Origin of the sequence: Pedobacter sp., assembly GCF_045628745.1 — a bacterium.
Taxonomy (GTDB): domain Bacteria; phylum Bacteroidota; class Bacteroidia; order Sphingobacteriales; family Sphingobacteriaceae; genus Pedobacter.
The window spans coordinates 1-3,486 of the sequence record NZ_JAZQPU010000408.1; the positions used below are offsets into that span (position 1 = coordinate 1).

The following is a 3,486-nucleotide window of genomic DNA, read 5'->3' on the forward strand; positions in this document are numbered from 1 at the left end:
GGACGGGAAATTGGAATACCCGAAACAAGGCCAATACCAATATTCTTATTCAGCTGAACTTTAGCTTGCGGCCTCAAAACAGTCATGGTTTCATGCCCTTTGTATTCCTGGTTCATTTCTATCCCCAGAAAATGGCTGTCGATCATATAATGCATACTTACATTAAGCAGGTAGGCAGATTCATTTCTATGCGTTTCAAAATCATTGTAAAACTCAGGCCCGGTAGTAACCATAGTGTGAAAATTGCTGCCCCATCGCTTGGCTACAATTAAAAAAGGGTTAAAACTATTGCCTTTCATTAAGCCCATGTCATCTTTTATTGATTTGAAAGAATGTAATTTTAACTCATAAATACCGGCCGCTGCCATTGAAATTCTTGATTTTTTATCCACAAAAAAGGTATACTGGATAGCAGGCTTGATACTTTCTACCTTATTGCTGGATACTGTAGCAACCCCTTTTTCAGAATAGGTTTTACTTTGAAACTGAAAAGGGATTTCCAATTCTAGTCCTAACCTATTGATGATTGCAAATTCATACTCTATAAATCCCTTTTGGGTGCTATAATCGCCATTTTTATCCATCTTATAACCGATGTTAATTTCACGCTCTCCTTTTCTGGCACCCAGATCACGGACTATATCATTATATACTGGCTCGGCATGTTTAATTTTTAATGGTAGGCTGTCCTGGTCCTGTGCTTTTACCGCAGCACTACATAAAGTGAAGACGATGAGGTTAAATATTACTTTTCTCAAAATGGGTTGTTTTTGTGTGTGCGGCAAAGGAAGCCGGTGAAACTGGAAAGAAATGGGAACGGAAAGTTATACATAAGGAGTACATATAATTCTCTAGCTTTGCAGGCGATGAAATTACTGGTGGTAGAAGATGAAACCGAATTGCTGGAAGTTATTCAGCAATCACTTGAAAAGCAAAGTTATATCGTAGAAACAGCGGGCACCTTTACCGATGCAATGGAGAAGATGATCTCTTTTGAATACGATTGTATTTTACTTGACATCATGCTTCCCGATGGCAGCGGACTGCAATTACTGGAAGAATTAAAAAAAATAAATAAATCTCATAATGTCATTATTATTTCAGCGAAAGACTCGCTGGAAGATAAATTGGCAGGTTTAGATGGTGGTGCTGATGATTATTTGGTGAAACCCTTTCACCTGGCAGAGCTCAATGCAAGGGTAAAATCTGTAGTGCGAAGAAAATCATTGAACGGCAATAACAAAATTGAAATAGCACAGCTCTGTGTGGATTTACAGGAGCGCCTGGTGACTGTTAATCAAAAAGAATTGGTGTTAAACCGTAAAGAATTCGATATTTTAAGTTACCTGGTGATCAACAAAAACAGGCTGGTTAATAAAACTGCGCTGGCAGAACAAGTATGGGGAGATCATATGGATGAGGCCGACGATTATGAATTCATCTATTCACAAATCAAAAATTTACGCAAGAAATTAAGAGATAGTGCCTCCGGTGTAGAGATACAGGCTGTGTATGGCATAGGTTATAAACTTGCAAGTTTATGAACCTGATTAATTACACCCTCAAGTATCTCTATGTAACGCTGCTGGTTGTGATCAGTGTATGGGCGGTTATCTTTTATATCCTCATGATTGAAGAAGTGAGAGATAGTTTAGATGATGGTTTGAGGAACGATAAAATGCTTGCCATCCAAAAGGTGTCGCATGATGAGGCAACTATTTCAAGAGCGGGGTTTAAAGATCATAATTATTCCATCAGGGAAATTAATAAACAGGCAGCGGAAGATATTAAAGATCAATATAAGGATACCTTGATGTATACATTACATGAACAAGAGCTGGAACCCTTCAGGCTTTTAACCACAGCTTTTAAAAACAATGATTCCTATTATGAGTTAAAAGTGGTGGCTTCTACCCTTGAGCAGGATGACCTGGTGAGGTCTTTATTATATAGCCTGCTTGGTCTTTATGCCGCTATACTGATCAGTATTCTGGTGATCAATAATGTGTTGCTTCGTAAAATATGGATTCCCTTTTATCAATTATTGGCACGATTAAAAGTTTTCAGGCTTGATCAGGACCTGAAGATTGAAACCGTCAGCACAGATATCAAAGAATTTAACGAGTTAAATTTAGCGGTGAATGCCTTGGTAGAGCAATCTGTTAAAGCTTATGGCAGCCAGAAACAATTTATTGAAAATGCAGCACATGAATTACAAACGCCACTTGCCGTGAGCCTCAATAGATTAGAGTTGATGGCGGAAGATCAAACGCTTTCGGAGGCTAATATGGAATCTATTGATAAAGTAGTGACCACACTCCATAGGCTCGCCAGGTTAAACAGGTCTTTATTGATGATTTCAAAAATTGAAAACAAACAATATGGCACCGTAGAAGAACTTTCTATCAATGAGCTGGTTAAAACATTGATCAAAGATTACGAGGATTTTACGGAAGCCAGGCAAGTCAATGTTGTTTTTGAAGAAATGGGAATCTTTATGCCAAAAATGAATAGAGACCTCGCAGTGATCCTTATCTCTAATTTATTAAAAAATGCCATTAACCACAATATTATAAATGGAACTGTACAAATCATGGTCCAACAAGACAGCATCACCTTCAGTAACACTGGAAAATTAGTACCTTTAGATGAGAAGCAGATCTTTGAACGGTTTAGAAAAGACAGTAACCTTAAAAACAGCACAGGCTTAGGCTTGGCTATTGTAAAATCCATCAATAATTTATATGATTTTGATTTACGCTATGCCTATCATGAAAACCATCATCAATTTACATTAAGCTTGGGCTCCTAAAAAAGTTCTTTTTTTAAAAGGATATATGTTTTCCAGTTTCTTTCCTGTTTTAGGTCTTTACTTTGTGATATAAATAAAACAACAATTCATATAAATCATGAAACCATTACCAGCAAACGCGTCAATGCAATGCTCCGGATCGTTCCCTGACTGTTTAAAATTTAATTATAAGACCATGAAAAAGCTAATTATTATTGCAACTGCAGTACTACTTTTCACAAACGTATCATTTGCACAGGATATTCCATCAACAGATGTTCCTTCGGTGGTGCTCAATTCTTTCAACAAATCTTTCCCTAAAAGCAGTAAAGTGGAATGGGAAATTAAAGGCGAAAACTATAATGCCGAATTTAACATTAACAGGAGAGATCACGAAGTTTGGATCAGTAAAACAGGTGCTATCCTGAAACATAAAAAAGAATTAAAGCCTTCAGAGTTACCTGCAGCTGTAAAGGCTCAGATTAACCAGAGTTATGCTGGCTACCGTATTGATGATGTAGATCAATATGAAGTGAATAAACAATTTTATTACAAAGTGGAATTGAAAAAACAAAATGTAGAAAGAAAAGTAACCTTTGACCAAAAAGGAAAAGTTTCAACGATCATTCTATAAAAACAGATTTAAATTTCAAGCCCCTGTCAGCAGATAGGGATTTCAAATCTGCAATCAATTT

4 protein-coding genes are annotated in these 3,486 nt (G+C 36.7%); 3 read left to right on the forward strand and 1 reads right to left on the reverse strand.

Annotation, left to right across the window (positions count from 1 at the left end):
* Positions 1-758: HAEPLYID family protein (locus ACR2F7_RS14825; protein WP_432714324.1), on the reverse strand; the 758-nt coding region annotated here is incomplete at its 3' end.
* Between the two features lie 108 nt (positions 759-866).
* Between ACR2F7_RS14825 and ACR2F7_RS14830 the strand changes: the two genes are divergently transcribed.
* The 3 genes from ACR2F7_RS14830 (at position 867) to ACR2F7_RS14840 (ending at position 3,425) form a co-directional block, all read left to right on the forward strand.
* Positions 867-1,544, forward strand: a complete 678-nt coding sequence (locus tag ACR2F7_RS14830; RefSeq protein WP_432714325.1) for a response regulator transcription factor — start codon at positions 867-869, stop codon at positions 1,542-1,544.
* Positions 1,541-2,812, forward strand: coding sequence for a sensor histidine kinase (locus tag ACR2F7_RS14835; protein ID WP_432714326.1), 1,272 nt, complete (start codon positions 1,541-1,543; stop codon positions 2,810-2,812). Before ACR2F7_RS14830 ends, ACR2F7_RS14835 begins: the two co-directional genes overlap by 4 nt.
* 175 nt (positions 2,813-2,987) lie before the next feature.
* On the forward strand, positions 2,988-3,425 hold the full coding sequence (locus ACR2F7_RS14840) for a PepSY-like domain-containing protein (protein ID WP_432714327.1): 438 nt from the start codon (positions 2,988-2,990) through the stop codon (positions 3,423-3,425).
* Positions 3,426-3,486 lie beyond the last annotated feature (61 nt).